Genomic DNA, 2551 nt, shown 5'->3' with positions numbered 1-2551 from the left:
TCACCCGTCCGATACATCCGCCCACCCACGGCACCGAACGGATCCGCCACGAACCGACCCGCCGACAACCCCGCACGCCCCAGATAACCCCGGGCCAGTCCGGGTCCGGCGATGTAGAGCTCTCCCGTGACACCGGGGGGCACGGGGCGCAGGCCGGCGTCCAGGACGTAGACCCGGCGGTTGGTGATCGGGCGGCCGATCGGCGGGGTGCCGTCCGCGGAGCCGTCGCCGGAGAACCAGGCGGTCGAGTAGACCGTGGCCTCGGTCGGCCCGTAGATGTTGGCGACCCGGGTGCCCGGCATGGTCCGCCGGATGTCGTCCATCAGCCGGGCGGGCAGGGCCTCGCCGGCCAGGACGACCAGGTCGGCGCGCACGCCGAGGCCGCCGTGGGCCAGGAGCTGGTCGAGGGCGGACGGCACGGCGCTGATGAGGCTGCCGGACCAGGTGTCGTACGGCGCCTCGGTGAGCGCGAGCACATCGCGCACGACCTCGACGGAGCCGCCCGACAGGAGGGGGCCGAAGACCTCGAAGACCGACACGTCGAAGTTGAGCGAGGTCGCGAACAGGACCCGGGACAGCCGCTCGGGGCCGATCTCGGTCGCCGCCCAGGCGGCGAGGGCGACCACGCTCTCGTGGCTGACGACGACGCCCTTGGGGCGGCCGGTGGAGCCGGAGGTGTAGATGACGTACGCCGGGTTGGCGGGCCGCAGCGGTGCGACCCGGTCGGCGTCCGTCGGGGCGTCCGCGGGCAGGGAGTCCAGTTCGGCGGTGATGTCCTCGCCGTCCAGGAGGAGGCGCGGCGTGCCGGTCTCCGGCAGTCCGGCGGCCACCTCGGCGGTGGTCAGCACCAGCACCGGAGCGGCGTCCCGGAGCAGGAACTCGATCCGCTCCGCCGGGTAACCCGGGTCCACCGGCAGGTACGCGGCCCCCGACTTGAGCACCGCGAGGACGGCGACGAGCAGGTCGGCCGAGCGCGGCAGGGCGACGGCGACGAACTGCTCGGGGGCGGCGCCGCGGCCGATGAGCAGCCGGGCCAGCCGGTTGGAGCGCTCGTCCAGCTCGGCGTAGGACAGACCGGTGCCCCGGAACGTCACCGCGACGGAGTCGGGGGTGCGGGCGGCCTGCTGCCGGAACGCGTCGGCCAGGGTGCCCGCGGGCACCGGGGCGGCGGTGTCGTTCCACGCCTCCAGCACCTGGTGGCGCTCCGCCGGCGGCAGCAGGTCGATGCGGCCGACCGGCCGGTCCGGGTCGGCGACGACGGCGTCGAGCACGGAGAGGAGGGCGGCCAGGATCCGCTCGGCGCGGTCCCGGTCGACGACGCCGGGGCGGTGGCCGAGGCGCAGTTGCAGCCGGTCGCCGGGGACGGCGATCAGGGTGAGCGGGTAGTGGGTGGTGTCGCCGCCGTCGACGCCGGTGACCCGCAGCCGGCCGTCCCCGCTGCCGAGGTCGAGCGCGTCGATCGGGTAGTTCTCGAACACCGCGATGGAGTCGAAGAGTTCGCCGTGGCCGGCCAGGCGCTGCACGTCGGCGAGGCGGACGTGCTGGTGCGGCATGAGCCGGGCCTGCTCGTCCTGCACGGCCGCGAAGAGGCCGGACAGGCTGTCGCCGGGGCGCACCCGAACCCGGACGGGCAGGGTGTTGATGAACAGCCCCACCATGTCCTCGATGCCGGGCAGGTCGGCCGGGCGGCCGGAGACGGTGGCGCCGAAGACGACGTCGTCGCGGCCGGTGAGCCGGGCGAGGACCAGGCCCCAGCAGCCCTGCACCACGGTGTTGAGCGTGATGCCCAGGGCGCGGGCCCGGGCGCTCACGGCCTCGGTCAGCTCCGCCGTGAGCTCGGTCCGGATCTGCTCGGGCGCGGCGTCGTCGGCGGTGTCGTGGGAGGAGGCGAGCAGGGTGGGCTCGTCGAGTCCGGCCAGGGCCTCGCGCCATGCCGCCTCGGCCGCGGCGCGGTCCTGCCGGGAGAGCCACTCCAGGTGGTCGCGGAAGGGGGTGACGCGCGGCAGGGCCGCGGTGTCGGAGCCGGAGGCGTACAGCGCGAAGAGCTCGCGGACCAGGATGGCCGTCGACCAGCCGTCGAGGAGCAGGTGGTCGTAGGTGAGGACGAGCCGGTGGTGGTCGTCGTCGAGCCGGATGGCGGTGAAGCGCAGGAGCGGCGGGGCGGCGGGGTCGAAGCGGCGGGCCCGGTCCTCGTCGAGGAGCCGGGTGACGGCGGCGTCGCGCGCCTCGGGGGCCAGGTCCGCGAGGTCCTGCTCGGACCAGGGCAGCCGGGCCTCGGCGGTGATCACCTGGACGGGTGCGTCGAGTCCCTCGTGGACGAAGCCCGCGCGCAGCCCGGCGTGCCGGCTCAGCAGTGCCCCGGCGGCCCGGCGCATGGCCGTGGTGTCGAAGTCGCCCTCCAGGTCGAGGACGATCTGGACGGTGTACGCGTCCGAGCTCGCGTCCTCGTCGAGGGCGTGGAAGTGGAGTCCTTCCTGGAGCGGGGAGAGCGGGAGGACGTCGACGAGCCCCGGATACGCACTCTCCAGCGCCTCGATCTCGCCCTGCGACA

At 74.8% G+C, this 2551-nt stretch carries 1 protein-coding gene; it reads right to left on the bottom strand.

Annotation, left to right across the window (positions count from 1 at the left end):
* Nucleotides 1-2551: amino acid adenylation domain-containing protein (locus ACFYW1_RS38950; RefSeq protein ID WP_389004568.1), on the bottom strand; the 2551-nt coding region annotated here is incomplete at both ends.

It is taken from the genome of Streptomyces sp. NPDC002669 (assembly GCF_042889165.1).
Lineage (GTDB): Bacteria > Actinomycetota > Actinomycetes > Streptomycetales > Streptomycetaceae > Streptomyces.
The sequence above is the reverse complement of the archived record's forward strand: the minus strand, read 5'-3'. Positions and strand labels throughout refer to the sequence as shown.